The organism is Rhizobium sp. BK251 (assembly GCF_004345245.1).
In the GTDB taxonomy this organism is placed as follows: Bacteria; Pseudomonadota; Alphaproteobacteria; order Rhizobiales; family Rhizobiaceae; genus Rhizobium.
Genome location: NZ_SLUQ01000006.1, coordinates 129,709 through 152,419, shown reverse-complemented (window position 1 = coordinate 152,419; position 22,711 = coordinate 129,709). Strand labels below are relative to the sequence as shown.

Below are 22,711 nucleotides of genomic sequence, written 5' to 3'. Positions count from 1 at the left end.
GATCTGCAGAAGTTATGAAGATAAGTGGCTCAAGCCGGCTCGAGAACGTGGACCGCACGCGCCGCCATCAGGTCCTTCACCTTTGCGCCGTAGGCGACCATGTGAGCGGCAGTGCTATGGGCCTTCAGGGCCTCACGGGTTGCCCACTTCTCCACGACGACGAATGTATCAGGGCCGAAAGCGGGATCGGCGCCCTCCACGTCGACGACCGGAGCGTATTCAATGCATCCTTCTTCGGTCAGGACGACCGGGACGATCTGCCTGAAGGCTTCGAGTACCTCGGTCCTCTTGCCCGGCTTTGCGGTCAGGATGGCAACGACATGGATCATATGGATTTCCTCTGAAAGTTGTCTTCCGCCCGATCTAGAGGATGGGCGTCTCTTCGATACTATCGATACGATCCGGATAGAAGGCCAGATGCCCACGGATTTCGCCGACGGCCTCATACGGGCTCTCATAGCTCCAGACCGCGTTCTTCGAACGCTCTCCGCCGAGCGGCAGGCTGTAATAAGAGCAGTCGCCCTTGTAGGGGCAGTAGGTGGCGTGGTCCGTCGGCTCCAGCAGGGACATGTCGACATCGGTGCGCGGGAAATAGAATACCGCAGGGTAATTCGCCTCACGCAGCGTAAGCACGTGACGGCTGTCGGCGATCGTGCGGCCCGCCAGCTTGACGACAACGCGCGAGGCGTGGCGGTCGATGGTGATGGGGTGATCGGGTCCTGGAATTTTCGTCGGCCTGGCTGACATGGCTTTTCCTTCCACAAACAGTGTGCCCGAAAGATAGGTGTGTCTCGGCCCGCAATTTCGCAATGGGCGCGTGTAATGTGCTATTTCGATAAACCTAATCTAGCCCGCTTGACCCTCTAGCTGCTAGAGGATTTATGAAGATTGCCGGATCGAAACATCGAGGTGACGTCATGGCGGCAGCGAGCCCCCTGAAACTCAAGATCGAAGGCATGGATTGCGGCTCCTGCGCGCTGAAAATCGAAACGGCGATGAAGCGATTGCCGGGCGTGAGCGAGATCTCGGTGAGCTACACGGCAGGCACGCTCGCCCTGCAGCTGGACGAGGACCGGACCTCGCAGACCACCATCGAGGAAAAGATCAGGGCGCTCGGCTACAAGCCCCTGGGTGCTGCTGCGGCGGCAGCCGAACGCAGGGCCGCTCCGGAGTCCGACGACAAGTCCGCTTGGTGGCAGGATGAGAAGGTTCGGCTGGTGCTTGCGACCGGCGGCCTTTTCGTGCTCGCCTTCATCGTCGCAAGCCTCTTTCCGGCAACTGAGCGCTGGGCCTATTCCATTGCCGCGATACTGAGCGTTCTGCCTTTTGCAAGGCGGGCGGTGGCTGGCGCCTTCGAAGGCTCTCCCTTCAGCGTCGAGACCCTGATGAGCGTTGCCGCAATCGGCGCGATCGCCATCGGGCAGGCCGAGGAGGCCGCGGTCGTTGTCTTCCTCTTCTCGATCGGCGAACTTCTCGAAACGCTTGCAGCCGACAGGGCGCGCAAGGGCATCAAGGCGCTCGTCGATCTCGTCCCGCGCGTCGCATTGCGCGAGAGGGACGGGGCGGTCGAACAGGTCAGTGTCGAGGAGCTTGCGATCGGCGACATCGTCGTCGTGCGGCCCGGCGACCGTATACCCTCGGATGGCGCGGTCATCGACGGTTCCTCGGAAGTGAACGAGGCGCCGGTCACCGGCGAGTCGGTTCCTGTGGCCAAGCAGCCGGGCGCATCGGTCTATGCCGGCAGCATCAATGCCAATGGCGAGCTGCGGGTCGAGATCAGCCACGTTGCCGCCGACAACACCATTTCCCGCATCGTGCACATGGTCGAGGAAGCGCAGGAATCCAAGGCCCCAATGGCGCGCGTGATCGATGATTTCAGCCGCTGGTACACGCCCGGCGCCATGGTGGTGGCACTTCTCGTCATCCTCGTTCCGCCGCTCGCTTTCGGCGGCGACTGGATGACCTGGGTTTATCGCGGCCTGGCGACACTCCTGATCGCCTGCCCCTGTGCGCTCGTCATTTCGACGCCCGCCGCAATCGCTTCGGGCCTCGCGACCGGTGCCCGCAATGGCCTGCTCATCAAGGGCGGCGCAGCCCTCGAAACACTTGGCAAGATCAGGACCGTCGCCTTCGACAAGACGGGCACGCTGACGCTCGGCCGTCCCCAGGTGACGGATGTCATCGCCCTCGTCGGAAGCGAGGAGGACGTGCTGGCGAGAGCTGCCGCCGTGGAGGGCAACACGACGCATCCGCTCGGTGCGGCGATCGTCGAGGCGGCGAAGACGCGCAATCTCGACGTCCCGAAGGCATTCGGCGGCGCGACTGCCGTGCCCGGCAAGGCTGTCACTGCGCGACTCAAAAACGCCTTCGTCTCGGTCGGCTCTCCGCGCTTTGCCGCGGAGCAGGCGCCGCTTGCCGAGGATGTCGCGGCGCGCATCACGGCGCTGGAAACCGAAGGCAAGACCGTCGTGACAGTTGTCTCCGGCGCTGTGCTTGAGGGCCTTATCGCGCTCCGCGACGAGCCGCGGACCGATGCCGCGGCCGGACTTCGCGCCTTGAAGGCGGCCGGCATCGAAACGGTCATGCTGACCGGCGACAACGCGCGGACCGCCGAAGCGATCGCCCGGCAACTGCAGCTCGACGTCAAGGCGGAGTTGCTGCCGGATGCAAAGCTGCAGGAGATCGCGCGGCTGAAGCAGCGCGGCCCGATCGCCATGGTTGGCGACGGCATCAACGATGCACCCGCCCTTGCGGCTGCCTCCGTCGGCGTTGCAATGGGTGGCGGCACCGACGTTGCGCTGGAGACCGCCGAGGCCGCACTGCTGCGCAACCGCGTGACCGATGTCGCGAAGCTCGTCTCGCTGTCACGCGCGACGCTCGGCAACATCTGGCAGAACATCACCATCGCGGTCGGCCTGAAGGGCGTCTTCCTCCTGACGACGCTCTTCGGCATGACGACGCTCTGGATGGCGATCCTCGCCGACACCGGTGCGACGGTGCTAGTCACCGCCAACGCGTTGCGGCTTTTGCGCCTGCGCCAGCCGGAAGACGCCGAGAGGGCGTAGCGCGTCCTTGTCAGCTTTTGGCCGTCCGGGCCGCCGCTGCCCGGCGATCCGGCTGCCTTGAAGGCGGGACATTTCCAAGAAAGGCATGCGCGTTCCTGCCGACCGCCTCCACGAGGAAGTCGATGACGGCGCGCACGCGCGGCACCTGTTTCAGGTCACGATGGCAGGTTATCCAGTAGTGGCGGCAGAGATTGACGTCTCCCGGCAAGACGATCTGCAGCTCCGGATAGTGGCTCGCGAAGAAATAGGGCAGCACGCAAAGACCGAGCCCGCTCCGGGTCGCAGTCAGCTGCGCGAAGATGCTGGAGCTCTGGAACTGCGGGCGGATGCGCGGATGGATGTCGCCGAGATAGTCGAGGCCCGGCGCGAAGATCATGTCCTGGATGTAGCCGATAAAGGCGTGGTTCGGCAGGTCGTCGCGCGAGGTGACGGGTGGCGTGCGCGCCAGATAATCCTGTGAGCCATAGACCTGCAGATGATAGTCGGTGAGCTTCTCCGAGAAATAGGGGCCGCCCTTCGGTTCGTCGAGCACGACGGCCAGGTCCGCCTCCTTGCGCGACAGCGACATGATCTGCTGGATCGTCACCAGCTCCAGCGAGATGTTCGGGTGGCGGGCGCCGAATTCCGGCAGGACGCTGGCGAAGAAGAAGTTGGCGAAGCCTTCGGGTGCGCTGAGACGCACGACGCCACGCTGCTGGGTCGACCCCGCGACGAGATCGGAGCGGAGCCGCTCGGCCTCGCTCTCCATCTTCTCGGCGGTGTCGATGAAGCGGTTTCCCATGGCCGTCAGCACGTAGCCGCGCGGATTGCGCTCGAACAGCTTGACCTTCAGCGCGAATTCGAGCCGGTCGATGCGGCGTGAGACGGTGGCATGGCTCGTGCGCAATTGGCGCGCGGCGGTGGAAAGTTGCCCCGTTCGCGCCACCGCAAGGAAGAATTGCAGGTCGTCCCAGGTGAAATGCGGGGTATTGTTCATTGTTCTTCCCGAAATGCCTGCCGTTGCGTGATTGGTCTTTCGTCTAATGCCGCCCTGTTTGCGCAGAATCGTGTTTCACGCCGCGTCGTGTGCCAAGGTCCCCTGACGCTTGCGTTTTGTGGCCACAGGAGGCGGGCGGACACCGACTTCTGTGCATAAATGAACAGATACTGTTTGCAATTGATTGTAAACAGCCCTTGCACCCCGGCCGGAATTCCATGATCGTAACCGCGACGTTGGCTGCCTTGAGGAGGGCGGCTCACCAATTTTGAACAGACTCACATTTTTTCGAAATCTCTGGGAGGAGAAATATGCGAAAGAATCTTATTGCGTCGCTCGCGGTCCTGCTGGCCAGCAGCACGGCGGCGATGGCCGCCGGCGCATCCGACGGCAAGGTCAAGATTGGCATCCTGAACGACCAGTCGGGCGTCTATGCCGATTTCGGCGGCAAGTCTTCCGTCGAGGCGGCAAAGATGGCTGTCGAGGATTTCGGCGGCAAGGTCCTCGATGTTCCGGTCGAGATTGTCGACGCCGACCACCAGAACAAGCCCGATATCGCTTCCAACATCGCTCGCCAGTGGTACGACACCGAACAGGTGGATGCCATCATGGAGCTGACGACGTCGTCAGTGGCGCTCGCAGTACAGGCGATTGCAAAGGAAAAGAAGAAGATCGACATCGTCACCGGTGCGGCGACGACGGACCTGACCGGCAAGGCCTGCTCGCCCTACGGCTTCCACTGGGCCTATGACACCCATGCGCTTGCCGTCGGCACCGGCGGCGCCCTCGTCAAGGAAGGCGGCGACAGCTGGTTCTTCCTCACCGCCGATTATGCCTTCGGCTATTCGCTGGAACAGCAGACGAGCGACTATGTCAAGGCCGCCGGCGGCACGGTTGTCGGTTCCGTCCGCCATCCGTTGTCCAGCCAGGACTTCTCGTCCTTCCTGCTGCAGGCACAGTCCTCCGGCGCCAAGGTGATCGGCCTTGCCAATGCCGGCCTCGATACCGCCAACGCCATAAAGCAGGCCTCTGAATTCGGCATCACCGAGGGCGGCCAGCATCTGGCGGCTCTGCTCTTCACGCTTGCCGAAGTGCATGGCCTCGGGCTTGAAGCCGCGCAGGGCCTGACGCTGACTGAAGGGTACTACTGGAACCGCGACGACGAAAGCCGCGCCTTCGCCAAGAAGTTCTTCGACCGCACCGGCAAGATGCCGAACATGATCCATGCCGGTACCTATTCCGCCGTGCTGCAGTATCTGAAGGCCATCCAGAAGGCGGGCACCGACGATGCAGACGCGGTCGCCAAGGAGCTGCATGGAATGCCGGTCGATGACGTGTTCGGACGCGGCGGCACGGTTGGCCCCAATGGCCGGATGATCCACGACATGTACCTGCTGCAGGTCAAGAAGCCTGAGGAAAGCAAGGAGCCGTGGGACTACTTCAACGTGCTCGCCACCATCCCCGGCAAGGAAGCCTATATCGATCCGGCCAAGAGCGGCTGCGATCTGGTGAAGTAGGGACGATGGCGGTCTCTGCGACAGCGACTGCAGGCAGACCGCGGGTGGTGCTATCCGCCCGCGGTCTGCGCCGCGACTTCGGCAACTTCACCGCCGTGAAGAACGTGGATCTCGACGTGCACCACGCGAGCGTCCATGCGCTGATCGGGCCGAACGGCGCCGGCAAGACGACGGTCTTCAACCTGTTGACCAAATTCCTGCAGCCGACGCACGGAACGATTGAGCTGCTCGGCACCGACATCACCAAGACAGCGCCGGACAAGGTGGCGCGCATGGGTCTCGTGCGCTCGTTCCAGATCTCGGCGGTCTTTCCGCACCTTTCCGTTCTCGACAATATCCGCGTGGCGCTGCAGCGCCCAAACAATCTCGCGCACCAGTTCTGGCGGCCGCTTTCCGCGCTCGACGGCCTCAATGAACGTGCCGAGCAGCTTCTTGCCGCAGTGGGGCTTATCAAGGAGCGCGACGCCTTCGCCGCCGACCTTTCCTATGGTCGCAAGCGCGGCCTGGAGATCGCCACGACGCTCGCGCTCGACCCCAAGGTGCTGCTGCTCGACGAGCCGATGGCCGGCATGGGCCAGGAGGATGTGAGCGTCGTTTCCGAGATCATCCGCAACGTGGCGCGCGACCGCGCCGTGCTGATGGTCGAGCACAATCTCTCGGTGGTTGCCAATATCTGCCATCACGTCACTGTCCTTCAGCGCGGCGAGATCCTTGCCGAGGGTGACTATGCGACCGTCAGCCAGGACCCGCGCGTGCGCCAGGCCTACATGGGCTCGGAGGAGGCCTGAGATGAACACGCTTCTGGAGGTCCGGGGCCTCAACGCCTGGTACGGCGAAAGCCATATCCTGCACGGCGTCGACATGCGCGTCGGCGAAGGGGAAACGATTACTATCCTCGGCCGCAATGGCGTCGGCAAGACGACGACGCTGAGGACGATCGTCGGCATCGTGCGCGCCCGCAAGGGCACGATCAGCTTCAACGGCGCCGACATGATGCATGTGCCGCTGCACAAGACGGCGCACCGGGGTATCGGCTTCGTGCCGGAGGAGCGCGGTATTTTCTCGACGCTGACCGTGCAGGAAAACCTGATGCTTCCGCCTGTTGTGGCTGACGGTGGCATGACGGTGGACGAGATCTACGAGCTCTTTCCCAATCTCCTCGAGCGGCGCAACAGCCCCGGCACCAAGCTTTCCGGCGGCGAGCAGCAGATGCTCGCAATCGCCCGCATCCTGCGCACCGGCGTCCGGATGCTTCTCCTCGACGAACCCACCGAGGGGCTCGCGCCGGTCATCGTTCAGCGCATCGGCGAGGTCTTGAGGAAGCTCAAGGAGCGCGGCATGACCATCCTGCTCGTCGAGCAGAACTTCCGGTTTGCGAGCCGCATTGCGGACCGCTTCTATCTGATGGATCATGGGCAGATGGTGGCCGAGTTTCCGGTGGGAGAACTGCCTGACCGGATGGGCATGCTGCACAAGGTTCTGGGGGTATGACGCCATGACCATGATTTTCGGCATACCACTGCAGGCGCTCCTCGGGCAACTGCTGATCGGACTGATCAACGGCTCCTTCTACGCGCTGCTGAGCCTCGGCCTTGCGATCATCTTCGGCCTGCTCCGGGTCATCAACTTCGCCCACGGCGCGCAATATATGCTCGGCGCCTTCGTCGCCTATCTGCTGCTGTCCTATCTCGGTATCGGCTACTGGCCGGCGCTGATTCTCGCGCCGATCATCGTCGGGCTCGCCGGCGCCATCATCGAGCGGCTGTTCCTGCGCCGGCTGTACGACCTCGATCCGCTCTACGGCCTGCTTTTCACCTTCGGGCTCGCGCTCGCGGTGGAAGGCACCTTCCGCTATCTCTACGGCTCGTCCGGCCAGCCCTACGCGACACCCGCGGCGCTGGCAGGGGGCGCCAATCTCGGCTTCATGTTCCTTCCGATCTACCGTGGCTGGGTCGTGGTCGTCTCGCTCGTCGTCTGCGTCGGCACGTGGCTCTTGATCGAGAAGACCAAGCTCGGCGCTTATCTTCGTGCCGCGACGGAGAACACGGTGCTCGTGCAGGCCTTCGGCGTCAACGTGCCGGTGCTGCTCACCTTCACCTACGCGCTGGGCGCCGGCCTTGCGGCCTTTGCCGGCGTGCTGGCTGCGCCGATCTATCAGGTCTCGCCGCTGATGGGCTCGAACATGATTATCGTCGTCTTCGCGGTGGTCGTCGTCGGCGGCATGGGCTCGATCATGGGTGCCATCGTCACCGGCTATATGCTCGGCGTGGCCGAAGGGCTCACCAAGGTCTTCTATCCCGAAGCATCGAACACGGTGATCTTCGTCATCATGGCGATCGTGCTTCTCATCAGGCCCGCGGGCCTCTTCGGCCGGGACGCGTGACATGGCAGACATAACCGAAACGATCCGCACCGAGAAAAGCCGCACCGCCTTTTCCGTCCAGGCGGGTTTCCTCGTCATCGGGCTGCTGCTCCTGCTGCTCGCACCGTTCTTCTTCTACCCGATCTTCCTGATGAAGCTGCTGTGCTTCGCGCTCTTCGCCTGCGCCTTCAACCTGCTGCTCGGCTATACCGGGCTGCTCTCCTTCGGCCATGCGACCTTCTTCGGCGGTGCTGCCTATTTCACGGCCTACACGGTGAAGGCCTGGGGCCTTCCGCCGGAGCTCGGCATTCTCGTCGGCGTCGCGGGTGCGGCCTTCCTCGGCCTCGTCATGGGCTTCTTTGCCATTCGCCGGCAGGGCATCTATTTCGCGATGATCACGCTGGCGCTCTCGCAGATGTTCTTCTTCTTCTGCCTGCAGGCGAGCTTCACGGAAGGCGAGGACGGCATCCAGTCGGTGCCGCGCGGTCATCTCTTCGGCTTCATCGATCTCAACAGCTCGACCGGCATGTATTATTTCGTGCTGGCGGTTTTCATCATCGGCATCGCGATCATCTGGCGGTTCATCAATTCACCCTTCGGCATGATCCTGAAATCGATCCGCGAGAATGAACAGCGGGCCATTTCGCTCGGCTATTCCGTGGCGCGCTACAAGCTCGGCGCCTTCGTGATGTCGGCCGCGCTCGCTGGTCTTGCGGGCGCGGTGAAGTCGCTGGTCTTCCAGTTCGCGACACTGACCGACGTCGCCTGGCAGATGTCGGGCGAGGTCATCCTGATGACGCTGCTCGGCGGCATCGGCACGCTGATCGGCCCGATCTTCGGCGCCGGTCTCGTCGTCGTGCTGCAGAACTACCTGGCGACGTCGGAGTTCCCGGTCACCATCATCACGGGCGTCGTCTTCATGGTCTGCGTGCTGATCTTCCGGCGCGGCATCGTGGGCGAGTTCTATGCCTCGCGGCTGGGACGGAAGCTCGGTTTCGAATATCGCCGTTAGCCGTTCTCTCCGCCGCAGGGCTGCGGCAGATGGGGATGGACGGCGCCTGGGAGTCGCATAGGGCATGGATCGCTTCGACTATATCGTCATCGGCGCCGGCAGCGCCGGTTGCGTGCTCGCCAATCGGCTTTCTGAAGACCGCAACAACCGCGTCCTCCTGCTCGAAGCCGGGGGTCGCGACAACTACCACTGGATCCATATTCCGGTCGGCTATCTCTACTGCATCAACAATCCGCGCACCGACTGGTGCTTCACGACGGCGCCGGAGGAAGGGCTGAACGGGCGCTCGCTCGGTTATCCGCGCGGCAAGGTGCTCGGCGGCTGTTCCTCGATCAACGGCATGATCTACATGCGCGGACAGGCGCGCGACTATGACCTGTGGCGGCAGATGGGATGTACCGGCTGGAACTGGGACGACGTGCTGCCCTTCTTCCGCAGGTCCGAGGACAACTACAGGGGTGCCGACGATATGCACGGCGCCGGCGGCGAATGGCGCGTCGAGAAGATGCGGGTGCGCTGGGACGTGCTCGACGCCTTCCGCGATGCCGCGCGCGAGGCCGGCATTCCGGAGACCGAGGATTTCAATCGCGGCGACAACGAGGGCTCAGCCTATTTCGACGTCAATCAACGCTCCGGCATTCGCTGGAACACGGCCAAAGCCTTCTTGCGCCCGGCGATCGAGCGCGGCAATCTCGTCGTGCTCACCAAGGCTCAGGTCCGCCGGCTGCTCGTCGCGGAGGGCAATGTCATCGGCGCCGAGTTTCAGCACGGGGGCACTACGAAGAAGGCCTATGCGACCAAGGAGACTGTGCTTTCCGCGGGCTCCATCGGCTCGCCGCAGATCCTCGAGCTATCCGGCATCGGTCGTGGCGAGGTTCTGCAGAAGGCGGGGATCCACCTCCTTACCGAAGTGAAGGGCGTCGGCGAGAACCTGCAGGATCATTTGCAACTGCGCCTCGTCTACAAGGTGAGCGGCGTGCCGACGCTGAACGAGAAGGCGACGAAGCTTCTCGGCAAGGCGGCCATCGGGCTGGAATATCTCGTCCGCCGCTCCGGCCCGATGGCGATGGCGCCGAGCCAGCTCGGCATCTTCACCCGCTCCGGACCGGACAAGGAGACACCCGACCTGCAATATCACGTCCAACCCGTCTCCCTCGACAAGTTCGGCGATCCAGTGCACGCTTTCCCGGCGATCACCGCGAGCGTCTGCAATCTCAGGCCGGAAAGCCGTGGCTCGGTGCATATCGGCAGCCCGGATTTTGCGGCACAGCCTGTGATCAGCCCGAAATACCTTTCCACCGCGAACGACCGGGAAATCGCCGTGCGATCGATCCGGCTGACGCGCAGGATCGTCGCCCAGCCGTCCTTTACCCGGTTCCGTCCGGAGGAATACAAGCCCGGCCCGTCCTACCAGACGGAGGCCGAACTGGAGCGGGCAGCGGGTGACATTGGCACGACGATCTTCCATCCGGTGGGCACCTGCCGCATGGGCGGGGATCGCGAGAGCGTCGTCGATCCGCGCCTGCGCCTTCGGGCGCTCGGCAAGCTCCGGATTGCCGACGCATCGGTCATGCCCGCGATTACCTCTGGCAACACGAACTCGCCGACCATCATGATCGCAGAGAAGGCGGCGGAGATGATCCTTGCGGACAACCGCTAGGAAGCGCTCGCGATACCAATATTTCCGACTGGAAGGAGCTCCTCACATGACACGGATCGCATTCATTGGGCTCGGAAACATGGGTGGGCCGATGGCGGCCAATCTGGTCAAGGCCGGCAATGATGTCACCGGCTTCGACCTCGCGGCCCCCATCCTCAAGGCGGCAGAGGCGACGGGCGTCAAGCCGGCGAGCCATCTGAGCCAGGCGGTCGGAGAAGCCGAAGTAGTCGTTACGATGCTTCCGCAAGGTAAGCATGTCATTACTGCTTGGGCGGATATCATGGCTTCCGTTGCGTCAGGTGCATTGATCATCGACTGCTCGACCATCGATGTCGAAAGCGCGCGCAAGGCGCATGAAATGGCCAAGACCGCCGGCTGCCTGTCGCTCGACGCGCCGGTTTCCGGCGGCGTCGGCGGCGCATCCGCCGGCACGCTGACCTTCATGGCTGGCGGCTCGGTGGAGAGTTTTGCGAAGGCAAAGCCGATCCTCGAGGCGATGGGCCGGAAGATCGTCCATTGCGGCGATGCCGGCGCCGGCCAGGCCGCGAAGATCTGCAACAACATGATCCTAGGGATCTCGATGATCGGCGTCTGCGAGGCCTTCGTGCTCGCCGAAAAGCTTGGCCTGTCGCACCAGGCGCTCTTCGACGTCGCCTCGACCTCGTCGGGCCAGTGCTGGTCGATCAACACCTATTGCCCCGTGCCGGGGCCGGTACCGACCTCGCCGGCCAACACGGGCTACAAGCCCGGCTTTGCGGCGGCGCTCATGCTCAAGGACCTCAGGCTTTCGCAGGAGGCGGCCCTTGCCAGCGGCGCCTCGACCCCGCTCGGGGCCGAGGCGGCACAGCTTTACGCGCTCTTCGAGAAGCAGGGCAATGGCGGACGCGACTTTTCGGCCATCATCGAGATGTTCCGGGAGCACGCGGCGGGTTGACGGGCTGTCAGGCGCAGGCGTCAACCAGCGTTTGGCGCAGCTTGTCGAGGAAGGACGGGATATGCTTCGGCGTCGTCTGAACGATCCGCAATTGTCCGTTTATGGTCGCAGCGCCGATCACGCGTTCGTTGGCGAAACGACCCTGTATGCAAGGCCCCCAGAGCGACTCAAGTCGCAGGTCGCCCACTTCGGTGGGGATGGAGAGCACTCCGAGATTGGTGGCGATGACATCGTACTGCAGTGATCCGAACAGTCCTGATGCCAGAATATGGTCGGCCGTCGGGGGGACATTGGATTCGACCAGGCCGATGGTGTTGAGAAGGCCGCCTGCTGTGCGGGCGTGTGCCAGTTCTTCCGTTGCCTGGCGGGCGAGTTTCCAGAAGTTGCCGGACACGTCACGCGGGAAGCGCACGGTGCCGACGATAGCGAGCAGAGCGCAGACGCGCTCCTCGATACTCAGCACGGTCCTCAGGTTAACGGCGCTGGTGATCGTGACGCTGTCCTTGCCGATAGCCTCGCCGGCGCTGCAGACCACGGCGGCGCAGATGGCGCCATGAACCGTCGTGCCGTTGGATTTTGCCGTGTCGCGCAGGAGCGACGTGAAGGCGGGATCAAAGGAGACTGTCGAGACTTGGGGGGCATCTCCCTCGAAGGGGCGCCAGAGTGGCGCGGCTGCAATCGAGCGCAGCACCTTGGCCGTTTCTTCCGAGAATGGCTTGATATCAAACTCTTCCCCTTCTCCAAGCAGTCGCTTGCCGGCGACGGTCTCCAACGCGTCCGGCTTTGCGAGGGGCGGCAGGTACTGCTTGTCGAGAGCTTCCATCAAGTCTTGGATGATGAAGGCAGCCGAGAGGCCATCTCCGATCGAATGATGAAAAGTCAGCACAATCGTGGCTCGGCCCGTTCCATGCAATACGGTTGCCCGCATCAACGGCGCCTCGGACGCCGGAAATGATGTTGCTAGTTCGCGCTCGACGACGCGCCGCCAGTCTGGCTCCTGCGCGAAGGGAGTGAAAGTTACCTTCAGTGGTCGCTCGGATTTATAGAAGCCGGGTCCCGTTGTCGGGTCATCGGCGATGTAGACGGAGAGCAGGGCATGCCGCCTCTGGATCTCGTCGAAAGCGTCGCGGTAATCCTGCTGGCTCTTGCGACCCATGATCTCGGCCACCATGCAGAAGTGTCGGGGATGCTCCAGCGAATAATGGTGGAGGACCCTTTCGAAGCCCCCGAGTTGTCGGACGAGGTCGGGCCGCTCCGGCATGATGTCATGGTCGCTATCATAGGCAGTCGTGGAAGGATCGTTCGACAAGGCACTGTACTCCGCGGATCAGAATCCGCGGGAGGCTGACATCGGTCTGTTACGCCGGAATTGCTCGCGTCATCGGTGATGTTACGATCGTAGCAGACCGGCAACCCGCTCCCAAAGCGGCGCTAAGCCTGGCTTCGGGGTGCTGCGATTTCCAGGAGTTGGCGGAGCGGAACCGAGGGACGGATCAGGTCGGAAAGTGTGTAGCCGTCGAGGACGTCCAGGAAGGCGGCGGCGGCCGATGCGAGTGCCCGCTTCAGAACGCAGGCCGGCTGGATGGCGCAGACGATGCCGACGCCAGCCTCGAGACAGGGAACCAGCGCGAAGTCGGGCTCGCAGGCCCTGACGATCTCGCCGACGCCGATCTCGTCCGCATGGCGCCCGAGCCGCATGCCGCCCTGCCGGCCGCGCACCGTCTCGATCAGCCCCTTCTGGCCGAGCTCATGGGTAATCTTCATCAGATGCGCCTTCGAGATGTCGTAGGCCTCGGCGATTTCGGAGATCGTCGAGAGCCTGCCGTCATTGAGCCCGAGATACATCATGAGCCGCAGGGCATAGTCGGAATAGACAGTAAGCCTCATGTCGCCTTGCCTATCATTGAAGAGAAATAGTCATGGAGCTATTGCACAAACATACCTCCACTATCCATCATTTTCAGCCCATTAAATCGTTTTGTCCACGGGCCGGCGTCGAGTGACGTCCGGCCCATGGACCATGTCTGCGTTCACGATTTCAGCGTGCCAGCGGGACCGAAGAACTCGTAGTGGATACGATCGTCCGGCACGCCGGCCTCCGACAGGCCGTTGACGAACGCCGCAAGGAAGGGTGTCGGGCCGCAGAGATAGAAGTCGGCGTCTTCGATCGGCGTATTCTCGGCCAGCCAGTCGACCGTGATGTAGCCGTCGTGATCGTAGTGAAGGCCCTTCTCGTCGTCTTCGTGCGGAGACTGGTAGAAGATCGCTGTCTTCAGATGCGGCTTTTCCGCTGTCAGGCTGCGGACGTGGTGGCCCATGGCATGCGTCCGCCCGTCGAGGGCACCGTGAACGTAATGGACTGGCACCTCGCGGTCGGTTTCGGCGATCGCCTCCAACATGCTGACCATCGGCGTGAGGCCGACGCCGCCGGAAAGCAGCACGATTGGCCGGTCGCTCTCCTCGGCCAGGAAGAAGTCGCCGGTCGGCGGGGCGACCTCGAGGATCGCGCCTTCGGGGATTTCGTCATGCAGGGTATTCGAGATCAGACCGTGCGGTTCGCGCTTGACCGAGATGCGGTAGGTTTCGCCATTCGGTGCGGAGGAAATGCTGTAGTTGCGCCGCTGCGGCGAGAGACCGGCTACCGGGATGCGGAAGGTAAGGTACTGGCCGGGTTGATGGCGCAGCACCGGGCCGCCATCGACAGGGCGCAGGATGAATGAGGTGATGACCTCGCTTTCGCGGCGCTTGGTCTCGATGCGGAACTGCCGCCACCCCGTCCATCCGCCGTCCGCGGATTCGAGATTGTCGTAGATCACCTTTTCGCGGCCCATCAGGATATGAGCCAGGAACCAGTAGGCTTCGCCCCAGGCGGCAAGCACCTCTTCGGTCGCCGCGTCCCCAAGCACTTCGGTGATTGCGCCGAGCAGTGCCGACGCGACATACGGATAATGTTCGGGCTGGATCTGCAGTCCGACATGCTTCTGCGCGATGCGCTCGACGGCACCGCCAAGCACACCGAGATTGTCGATGTTCCGCGCGTAGGCAAGGATCGCATTGGCCAGCGCCGCGGTCTGCCGTCCGCCTTCGCCCTGGTTCGACTGGTTGAACAGATCGCGCACCTCGGCGTCCTGGAAAAGCCGCTTGTACATGGCGCCGGTGATGCTGGTCCCATGTGCCGCAAGCGCCGGCACGGTGGCTCTGACGATCGCCTTGGTAGCTTCGCTCAGGGGCTTTGTCATGGATATCTCCGCACTTCGTTGTTTTGATTGACGCGGGAGACTTAGGCTCAAAAAGATACATTTACAATATATCTTTTAAGGAGCGACAAAGATCGCGCGCTTCTGTCGCAGGCACGTTGAGAAGCGTGGGGAAACAGGCCGAGTGCCGCGCTGTCGCAATGGCGGCGCGAGTTCGATGCTGTCTGGTTTCGGGAGGGTAGGTGCTCACCCTCCCTGAGAAAGACGGGTTCGCCTCAGGCCCCAACCTTCAGCACGATCTTGCCCCTGGCATGGCTGCGGGTGCCTTCAAGCATCTCGTGCGCCTTGATCGCATCGGCGAGCGGCAGCACCGTGCCGACATTGGTCACGAGCTTGCCGGCGTCCACCATCGCAGCGATGTCGGTCAGCTGTTCAGTCGTCACGTTGACGAGGAAGAAGAAGGCATCCACGCCGTGCTTCTTGGCGAGTTCCTGGTCCGGCTGCGACACGGCCGAGACCAGCTTGCCGCCGCGGCGCAGCACGGTGAAGGAGCGCTGTTGCGTCTCGCCGCCGGTCAGGTCGATGACGGCATCGACATTGCTGGCCTTGTCCTCGAAGCGCTCGCTGCGGTAGTCGACGACGATATCGGCCCCGAGCGCCCTGACGGTTGCGATATCCGCCGCGCTCGCGGTCGCGATGACCTTGAGGCGGGCCATGTGGGCAAACTGCACGGCATAGGCGCCGACATTGCCGGCAGCGCCGTGGATGAGAACGGTTTGCCCGGCCTTGAGGCCGGCGTGATCGAAGAGCGCCTGTCGCGCCGTGACCGCAATGACGGGGATCGAGGCGGCCCCGACGTCATCGATCGTCCGTGGCTTGGGCGCGATCATGCCGGCCGCGGCGATGGCATATTCCGCATAAGCGCCGATGAAGCGCGGATTGGTGACGCCATAGACCGCGTCGCCCGGCTTGAATCCGGAAACGCCGGGGCCAATCGTTTCGACAGTTCCTGACAGATCGGAACCGAGCGTGAGTGGTAGAGGCTGCGGCAGCGCGCTCTTGCCGGCGCGGATCCATGCGTCCCAAGGGCCGACGCCGGCAGCCGCCACCTTTACCAGCACCTCGCCCTCGGCGGGCGCTGGCCGCTCGATCTCTTCTGCCCGGATCACCTCCGGGCCGCCGAACTCATGAACTCTGTAAGCCTTCATCGCTCCATTCTCCCTGACGTTACCGGTTTCCCTTTCGATCCTATTGGTCTCCATTGTCCTGCTCCTGTGTTTGCCGAAGCCTCGTTGGCTTTGATGGGCACAGGATGCCGCGCCAATCCGGACCTGATAATCCGCTCAGTCCGGGAAGGATTATCAACCAGCGGCCGATAATCCGGCGGTGGAGCCAAGTTTCCTCCATGCGTCACGGCTGCGGTCCCGGCGCCATGCTGCTTGGCGCGAAATTGCGGCCCGTACCGACGATTTTTGCAAATCATGCGCCGATGACATCGCCTTCGTTCGGAAATTAGCATCCGCCGGTGCTAATATTCGAGTCGTATCGTTCGGTCAGTCCGGCGCACGGGCAGGGGAGTGCCCAACCGCTGGTCGTCGATCGGCGCGCAGAAATGCGCGTGAGTAACAGAGCTGCTATCTCGGGAGGAGAGCAGATGCTGGCGACTGAAGTTTCGCTTAACGACAAATATACGGCCGATGAAGGCCGCGTTTTCATGACTGGCCTGCAGGCGCTGGTCCGCCTGCCCATGACGCAGATGCGTCGTGACCGTGCGGCGGGCCTGAATACCGCAGCCTTCATTTCCGGCTATCGCGGCTCGCCGCTTGGCGGTTACGACCAGCAATTACTCAAGGCGCAGCCGTTTCTCGACGCCCATGACGTCACCTTCCAGCCCGGTATCAACGAGGATCTCGCGGCGACCGCCGTCTGGGGCACGCAGCAGGTCGGCCTGTCTCCCGGCGTGCGCAAGGACGGTGTCCTCGGCATCTGGTACGGCAAGGGTCCCGGCGTCGACCGCTCAGGCGACGTGCTGAAGCACGCCAACGCCGCCGGCACCTCGAAGCATGGCGGCGTCCTCTGTTTTGCCGGCGACGACCACTCGGCCAAGTCGTCCACCATTCCGCACCAGACCGACCACGATTTCATGTCGGCGGTGATCCCGGTCCTCTATCCATCCTCCATCCATGAATTCCTCGAATACGGCCTGCTCGGCATCGCCATGTCGCGCTATTCCGGCTGTTGGGTCGGCATGAAGTTCATTGCCGACACGGTGGAGACAACGGCGGCGGTCGATCTATCCGGCGAGAAGCGGCAATTCGTGCTGCCCACGGACTTCGAACTGCCGCCCGGCGGCCTGAACCTGCGGTGGCCCGATCCGCCGCTCGTTCAGGACGATCGTTTGCAGACCTACAAGGCCTATGCGGCCATCGCCTTTGCCCGCGCCAACCGTGTAGACGAGGTGACCCATGACGTGCCTAATGCGCGCTTTGGCATCATTTCCTCCGGCAAGGCCTATGAGGATGTGCTGCAGGCCCTGCGCGAGCTCGAGATCGGCCCGCGCGAGATGGCGGCAATCGGGCTGCGCATCCTCAAGGTTCGCATGCCCTGGCCACTCGAGCCGGAGGCCGTCCGCCACTTCTCCGAGGGGCTGGAGGAGGTGCTCGTCGTCGAGGAACGGCGCGAGATCATCGAGAACCAGATCAAGCAGCAGCTCTTCAACTGGCGCTCGGACGTGCGTCCGCGCATCGTCGGCAAGTTCGACGAGCACGACAACCCGTATCTCAGCCTCTCCGCTGCCTTGACGGTCGGCGCCGTGGCGCGCGCCATTGCGGGGCGCATCCTGCGTCTCGAGCTGGACCCCTCACTGCACGAGCGCATCGCCGCCAAGCTCGCCTATCTTGCCGAGCGCGGCGCGATCAGCCGCAATCACGTTGCGCCGCTCGCGCGCACGCCTTTCTTCTGCTCGGGCTGTCCGCACAATACCTCGACGCGCGTGCCGGAGGGCAGCCGCGCAACCGCCGGCATCGGCTGCCACTACATGGTCACCTGGATGGACCGCAGCACCGAGACCTTCACCCAGATGGGCGGAGAGGGCGTGCCCTGGACGGCGATCGCCCGCTATACCGATGAGAAGCACATCTTCGTCAACCTCGGCGACGGCACCTATTTCCATTCCGGTATTCTCGCCATCCGCCAATCGGTCTCGGCCAAGGTCAACGTCACCTACAAGCTGCTCTACAACGACGCCGTCGCCATGACCGGCGGTCAGCCGATCGACGGCTACATGACGCCGCAGCTGATGACGCACCAGCTCTATAACGAGGGCGTCAAGCCGATCTACCTTCTCTCCGACAACCCGGATTCCTATCGCGCCGGCGAACTAGCGCCCGGCGTCACGGTGCTGCACCGCGACCATCTCGACCAGGTGATGCTGACGCTGCGCGAGACCGAGGGCTGCTCGGCGATCGTCTATGTGCAGACCTGTGCCGCCGAAAAACGGCGCCGGCGCAGTCGCGGCCTGCTGGAGGACCCGGCCAAGCGGGTCTACATCAATCCGGCCGTCTGCGAAGGCTGCGGCGACTGTTCCGTCCAGTCCAACTGCATTTCGATCGAGCCGCTCGAAACCGAGTTCGGCAGGAAGCGGCAGATCAACCAGTCGACCTGCAACAAGGATTTCTCCTGCGTCAAAGGCTTCTGTCCCTCCTTCGTTACTGTCCATGGCGGCAAGCGCAGAAAGCGGCAGGCGCTGGAACATCCGGATGCCGAGGTGCCGATGCCGCAGGTTCCCGTGCTCGGGGAGCGGCCGTGGAACATCGCGATCGCAGGCGTCGGCGGCACGGGTATCCTGACGATCGGAGCCATTCTCGGCATGGCCGCCCATCTCGAGGGCAAGGTACCGATGATCCTCGACATGGCCGGGCTTGCCCAGAAGGGTGGAGCAGTGATGAGCCACCTGCGCATCGGCCGACAAGAGGCGGACGTGACATCCTCGCGCATCGTCAATGGCGGTGCGGATCTCCTGCTTGCCGCAGACGAAGTGGTTGCCGCCTCGAAGGATGCGATCACGCTCTGCAAGACGTCGCGCACCGTCGCCATCGTTAACACCGGCCTCATGCCAGTTGCGGATTTCGTTCGTAAGCGCGACTTCGATTTCAAGGTCGGCTCCCTGCAGCACACGATCGCCAAGACCGTCGACGGCCGTTCCGTTTTCCTCGATTTCGGCCATGTCGCCCAGGCGGTCACCGGCGATGCCATGTCGACAAATATCCTCCTCACCGGCTTTGCCTGGCAGCTCGGGCTGTTGCCGCTCTCGCTCGAGGCGATCGAGCGGGCAATCGAGCTCAATGGCGTCGCGGTCTCGCCCAGCAAGGCTGCCTTCTATTGGGGCCGTCTTCTCGCCCATGATCCGCAGGCCGTTCATCGGCTGATGGCGGAGCCGGAAGAGGCAAAGACGCTGGCGCAAATGGACCTCGACGAGCTGATCGCCCATCGCAAGGGGCATCTTACAACCTATCAGGACGCCGCACTCGCCGAGCGTTATGCCGCCTTCGTGGCGAAGGCAATCATGGCCGCGCGCCGCGCAGAGCTTTCGGACAAGGTGCCTTTCGCGGTCGCTGCGACCTATGCCCGGGTACTCGCCTACAAGGACGAGTACGAGGTCGCTCGGCTTCTCTCGGATCCGGCTTTCGAGGCGCATCTGCGCCAGGAGATGGATGGCGACATCAAGCTCGCCTTCAACCTTGCACCGCCGATCCTTGCCGGCCGCGATCCGAACGGCCGCCCGAAGAAGCGGGAATATGGTGCATGGATCCTGCCGCTTCTGCGTCGCCTTGCTCGCTTCAAGAAGCTGCGCGGGACGGCCCTCGACCCCTTCGGCTATCTTTCCGAACGCAAGCTCGAGCGTCGGCTGATCGGCGAATACGAGAATGTGGCGGAGAGGGTCATCGGTCGACTTTCTGCCAATAACGAGATGGATGCTCTTGCGATCCTTACGCTGTTCGACGAGATTCGAGGCTACGGGCCGGTCAAGGAGGAGGCTGTCCGCAAGGTCCGCGCCGAGGTGGCGCGACGGCTGGAAGCCTACGAGAAGCCGAAGGAGAAGCCGCGCGTCTTCGACGCAGCATAAGCTGCAGAGAGGCGGCGGAGGGGAGGATGCGATGTATGAAGGCGGGTTGAACTTCGCTCTCGGCGAGGAGATCGAGGCACTGCGCGACAGCGTGCGCCGCTTTGCGACCGATTGTGTCGCGTCACTTGCCGAAGAGACCGACCGGACCAACAGTTTTCCAGCGCCTCTCTGGGAGAAGATGGGCCAGCTCGGACTGCTCGGCATCACCGCGGAGGAGAAATATGGCGGGGCGGCCATGGGCTATCTCGCTCACTGCGTTGCCATGGAGGAGATCAGTCGCGCTTCGGCTTCCGTGGGGCTGAGCTATGGCGCGCATTCCAATCTCTGCGTCAACCAGATCAGCCGCAACGGCACGGACGCACAGAAGGCGAAGTATCTGCCGAAGCTGATTTCGGGCGAGCATGTCGGAGCCCTGGCCATGTCGGAGCCCGGCGCCGGCTCCGACGTCGTCTCGATGAGCCTGCGTGCCGAAAGGCGCGGCGAGGATTATGTGCTGAACGGCAGCAAGATGTGGATCACCAACGGCCCGGACGCGGACGTGCTGGTGGTCTACGCAAAGACCGACCCGGGGGCCGGCACGCGCGGCATTACCGCCTTCATCGTCCAGAAGAATTTCAAGGGTTTTTCCACCGGTCCGAAGCTCGACAAGCTCGGCATGCGTGGCTCCAACACCTGCGAGCTGATCTTCGACAACTGCGAGGTGCCGGAGGAAAACGTCCTCGGCAGCGTCGGCGGCGGCGTGAAGGTACTGATGTCGGGGCTGGACTATGAGCGCGTCGTGCTTTCGGCCGGCTCGCTCGGCATCATGGCCGCATGCCTCGACGTCGTCGTGCCCTATCTTCATGAACGCAAGCAGTTCGGCCAGGCGATCGGCGAGTTCCAGCTGATGCAGGCGAAGCTTGCCGACATGTATGTCTCGATGAACACGGCCCGGGCCTATGTCTATGCGGTCGCCTCGGCCTGCGACCGCGGCGAGACGACGCGCAAGGACGCTGCCGGCTGCATCCTCTACGCCGCCGAGAAGGCGACCGCCATGGCACTTGAAGCCATCCAGGCGCTCGGCGGAAACGGCTACACGAACGACTATCCGGCGGGCCGATTGCTTCGCGACGCCAAGCTCTATGAGATTGGCGCGGGAACTTCGGAAATCAGGCGTATGCTCATCGGGCGGGAGCTGTTTGCCGAAACGGGTTGAGCGAGATCCCATCGCAGAGTTTTGTCGTTATCGCGCACGCGGGTAAGCATAGATGACCGTTCTGAAGTCGCAGATATCCACGAATTCGGAGACCTTCAGGGCCAATCGCGAGGCCATGGCGGAGGCGATCCGGGTGGCGGAGGAGGCGGCGCTGAAGGCGGCTTCCGGTGGCGGCGCGGCGGCGCGCGAGCGGCATGTCGGGCGCGGCAAGATGCTGCCGCGCGACCGGGTGGCGGCGCTGATCGATCCGGCGACGCCCTTTCTCGAAATCGGCATGACGGCTGCGCACGGCATGTATGGTGACGAGGCGCCGGGCGCGGGGCTGATCACCGGCATCGGCCGCGTCGAGGGACGCGAATGCGTGATCGTCTGCAACGACGCGACGGTGAAGGGCGGGACCTACTATCCCATCACGGTGAAGAAGCATCTCAGGGCGCAGGAGATCGCCGCGGAAAACAACTTGCCCTGTGTCTATCTGGTCGATTCCGGCGGCGCCAACCTGCCGAACCAGGACGAGGTCTTTCCGGACCGCGAGCATTTTGGCCGCATCTTCTACAACCAGGCGAACATGTCAGCCGCCGGCATTGCCCAGATCGCTGTGGTGATGGGCTCCTGCACCGCGGGCGGCGCCTATGTGCCCGCCATGTCGGACGAGGCGATCATCGTCGAGGGCCAAGGGACAATCTTCCTTGCCGGCCCGCCGCTGGTGAAGGCGGCGACGGGTGAGGTCGTGACGGCCGAGGAACTTGGCGGCGGCGATGTGCATACGCGGCTCTCGGGCGTCGCCGACCATCTGGCGCGCGACGATGCCCATGCCCTGGCGCTTGCCAGGCGCGCGGTGGCGGCGCTCAACCGGTCGAAGGCTGAGAGCGTAGAGCAGCGCAGACCGGAAGCGCCGCTTTACGATCCCGACGAAATCCTCGGCATCGTGCCGGCCGACCTGCGCACCCCCTATGACATTCGCGAGGTTATTGCCCGCATCGTCGACGGTTCCCGCATGGACGAGTTCAAGGCGCGCTACGGCGCGACGCTGGTCTGCGGTTTTGCCCATATTCATGGCATTCCCGTCGGTATCGTCGCCAATAACGGCGTACTCTTCTCGGAGTCGGCGCTGAAAGGCGCGCATTTCGTCGAGCTCTGCTCGCAGCGGAAGATTCCGCTTGTCTTTCTGCAGAACATCACCGGCTTCATGGTCGGCCGGAAATACGAGACGGAGGGCATTGCCAAGCACGGCGCCAAGCTGGTGACGGCGGTTGCGACAACGAACGTGCCGAAAATCACGATGCTGGTCGGCGGCTCCTTCGGCGCGGGCAATTACGGCATGGCGGGGCGCGCCTTCTCGCCGCGCTTCCTCTGGACCTGGCCGAACAGCCGCATCTCCGTGATGGGCGGCGAGCAGGCGGCCGGTGTGCTGGCGACGGTGCGCGGCGAGGCGCTGGCGCGGGCGGGAACGCCATGGACACCGGAAGAGGAAGCGAAGTTCAAGCAGCCGGTTCTCGATCGCTTCGAGTCCCAGAGCCATCCGCTTTATGCCTCGGCCAGGCTCTGGGACGACGGAATCGTCGATCCGCGCAAGAGCCGCGACGTGCTTGCTCTGTCGCTCTCGGCGGCGCTGAACGCGCCGATTGGCGACACCCGCTTTGGTCTGTTCAGGATGTGAGGATGATA

Annotated in this window: 18 protein-coding genes; 11 read left to right on the top strand and 7 right to left on the bottom strand. The window is 63.4% G+C overall.

Features of this window, described 5'->3' with window-relative positions:
- Positions 1–29 precede the first annotated feature (29 nt).
- Together EV286_RS16275 and EV286_RS16270 are read right to left on the bottom strand one after the other, a co-directional pair.
- Entirely contained in the window at positions 30–329 is a 300-nt protein-coding gene (locus EV286_RS16275; protein ID WP_132958197.1) for a putative quinol monooxygenase, read from the bottom strand.
- Positions 330–363: 34 nt separating this feature from the next.
- Positions 364–747, bottom strand: a complete 384-nt coding sequence (locus EV286_RS16270) for a DUF427 domain-containing protein (protein WP_132958196.1) — start codon at positions 745–747, stop codon at positions 364–366.
- A gap of 170 nt (positions 748–917) precedes the next feature.
- Between EV286_RS16270 and EV286_RS16265 the strand changes: the two genes are divergently transcribed.
- Positions 918–3,065, top strand: a complete 2,148-nt coding sequence (locus EV286_RS16265) for a heavy metal translocating P-type ATPase (RefSeq protein WP_132958195.1) — start codon at positions 918–920, stop codon at positions 3,063–3,065.
- 10 nt (positions 3,066–3,075) lie between these two features.
- Here EV286_RS16265 and EV286_RS16260 read toward each other — a convergent pair whose 3' ends face one another.
- Complete coding sequence (locus EV286_RS16260) at positions 3,076–4,041, bottom strand: LysR family transcriptional regulator (RefSeq protein WP_132958194.1); 966 nt, start codon at positions 4,039–4,041, stop codon at positions 3,076–3,078.
- Positions 4,042–4,352: 311 nt separating this feature from the next.
- Between EV286_RS16260 and EV286_RS16255 the strand changes: the two genes are divergently transcribed.
- The 7 genes from EV286_RS16255 (at position 4,353) to mmsB (ending at position 11,526) form a co-directional block, all read left to right on the top strand.
- Positions 4,353–5,558: an ABC transporter substrate-binding protein gene (locus EV286_RS16255; protein ID WP_132958193.1), complete on the top strand. Its 1,206-nt coding sequence runs from the start codon at positions 4,353–4,355 to the stop codon at positions 5,556–5,558.
- A gap of 5 nt (positions 5,559–5,563) precedes the next feature.
- Complete coding sequence (locus tag EV286_RS16250) at positions 5,564–6,346, top strand: ABC transporter ATP-binding protein (RefSeq protein ID WP_132958192.1); 783 nt, start codon at positions 5,564–5,566, stop codon at positions 6,344–6,346.
- 1 nt (position 6,347) lies between these two features.
- On the top strand, positions 6,348–7,049 hold the full coding sequence (locus EV286_RS16245) for an ABC transporter ATP-binding protein (RefSeq protein WP_132958191.1): 702 nt from the start codon (positions 6,348–6,350) through the stop codon (positions 7,047–7,049).
- A 4-nt stretch (positions 7,050–7,053) separates the two neighbouring features.
- Positions 7,054–7,941: a branched-chain amino acid ABC transporter permease gene (locus EV286_RS16240; RefSeq protein WP_132958190.1), complete on the top strand. Its 888-nt coding sequence runs from the start codon at positions 7,054–7,056 to the stop codon at positions 7,939–7,941.
- Between the two features lies 1 nt (position 7,942).
- A complete protein-coding gene (locus EV286_RS16235) occupies positions 7,943–8,932 on the top strand; it encodes a branched-chain amino acid ABC transporter permease (protein ID WP_132958189.1) in 990 nt (329 codons plus the stop codon).
- 64 nt (positions 8,933–8,996) lie between these two features.
- Positions 8,997–10,592 carry a GMC family oxidoreductase N-terminal domain-containing protein gene (locus EV286_RS16230; protein WP_132958188.1) on the top strand — a complete coding sequence of 532 codons (1,596 nt, stop codon included), beginning with the start codon at positions 8,997–8,999 and terminating at the stop codon, positions 10,590–10,592.
- A gap of 46 nt (positions 10,593–10,638) precedes the next feature.
- Positions 10,639–11,526 (top strand): 3-hydroxyisobutyrate dehydrogenase, encoded by an 888-nt coding sequence (gene mmsB, locus EV286_RS16225; RefSeq protein WP_132958187.1) that lies wholly within the window; start codon positions 10,639–10,641, stop codon positions 11,524–11,526.
- 7 nt (positions 11,527–11,533) lie between these two features.
- Here mmsB and EV286_RS16220 read toward each other — a convergent pair whose 3' ends face one another.
- The 4 genes from EV286_RS16220 to EV286_RS16205 form a co-directional block, all read right to left on the bottom strand.
- Positions 11,534–12,835, bottom strand: coding sequence for a condensation domain-containing protein (locus EV286_RS16220; RefSeq protein ID WP_132958186.1), 1,302 nt, complete (start codon positions 12,833–12,835; stop codon positions 11,534–11,536).
- Positions 12,836–12,957: 122 nt separating this feature from the next.
- Positions 12,958–13,413 carry an Rrf2 family transcriptional regulator gene (locus tag EV286_RS16215; protein ID WP_132958185.1) on the bottom strand — a complete coding sequence of 152 codons (456 nt, stop codon included), beginning with the start codon at positions 13,411–13,413 and terminating at the stop codon, positions 12,958–12,960.
- Positions 13,414–13,556: 143 nt separating this feature from the next.
- Entirely contained in the window at positions 13,557–14,765 is a 1,209-nt protein-coding gene (gene hmpA / locus EV286_RS16210; protein ID WP_132958184.1) for an NO-inducible flavohemoprotein, read from the bottom strand.
- Between the two features lie 233 nt (positions 14,766–14,998).
- Positions 14,999–15,931 (bottom strand): NADP-dependent oxidoreductase, encoded by a 933-nt coding sequence (locus tag EV286_RS16205; protein WP_132958509.1) that lies wholly within the window; start codon positions 15,929–15,931, stop codon positions 14,999–15,001.
- Positions 15,932–16,335: 404 nt separating this feature from the next.
- Between EV286_RS16205 and EV286_RS16200 the strand changes: the two genes are divergently transcribed.
- The 3 genes from EV286_RS16200 to EV286_RS16190 are packed head-to-tail and all read left to right on the top strand — an operon-like array spanning position 16,336 to position 22,703.
- Entirely contained in the window at positions 16,336–19,848 is a 3,513-nt protein-coding gene (locus tag EV286_RS16200) for an indolepyruvate ferredoxin oxidoreductase family protein (RefSeq protein ID WP_132958183.1), read from the top strand.
- Positions 19,849–19,879: 31 nt separating this feature from the next.
- Complete coding sequence (locus tag EV286_RS16195) at positions 19,880–21,043, top strand: isovaleryl-CoA dehydrogenase (protein ID WP_132958182.1); 1,164 nt, start codon at positions 19,880–19,882, stop codon at positions 21,041–21,043.
- Positions 21,044–21,095: 52 nt separating this feature from the next.
- Positions 21,096–22,703, top strand: a complete 1,608-nt coding sequence (locus tag EV286_RS16190) for a carboxyl transferase domain-containing protein (RefSeq protein ID WP_132958181.1) — start codon at positions 21,096–21,098, stop codon at positions 22,701–22,703.
- Positions 22,704–22,711: the final 8 nt, after the last annotated feature.